Source organism: Candidatus Symbiopectobacterium sp. NZEC135 (assembly GCF_025962695.1).
This window is the reverse complement of record NZ_JAGFPF010001402.1, coordinates 1-558: the sequence shown is the minus strand read 5'-3', so window position 1 is coordinate 558 and position 558 is coordinate 1. Positions and strand designations below refer to the sequence as shown.

At 55.4% G+C, this 558-nt stretch carries 1 protein-coding gene; it reads right to left on the bottom strand.

Annotation, left to right across the window (positions count from 1 at the left end; genetic code table 11):
• Positions 1 to 558, bottom strand: a 558-nt coding sequence (locus J5224_RS34505) for a TonB-dependent siderophore receptor (RefSeq protein ID WP_264629327.1), incomplete at both ends; no start/stop codon positions are given.

The following is a 558-nucleotide window of genomic DNA, read 5'->3' as shown; positions in this document are numbered from 1 at the left end:
AAGCGTTGGCGATCTTTTGCCGAAATCGTAGCTGACTGACGCATCAAACACGGTGTAGCTCGGCGCATCCAAGCGCGTGGCGTTGACGGTGTAAACGTTAGGCGAATATCCCCCCACCGTGCTGCCGACATAGCGCACGCCGCTGCCCACGGTAATCCCCTCTAGTGCGCCGGAGCGGAAGCGATAATCCGCCCAGAGCGAAGCGGTGTAATCCGGAATGCCGATAGGTGCCTGTCCAACATCTGCCCCTAATCCTTTAACTACTTCGGCGTTGGTGTAGGTCAAGGCACCGGTCACATTGATGTTGTCTGTAACCGCCATCTTGCTTTCGAACTCAACGCCGCGTGAGCGCTGTTCCCCGGTTTGGTAGGTGGTGTAAGGGTTGACGGAGGTCACTACATTACTTTGCGTGATATCAAAATAGGCGAGCGTAAACAGCGCGTTGAAATGAGTAGGTTGGTATTTTACCCCCACTTCGCGCTGCTTCGCCGTGGTCGGCTTAAAGGCGCTGCCGCTGGCATCAGTACCATTGACCGGCAGGAATGACGTGGAATAACT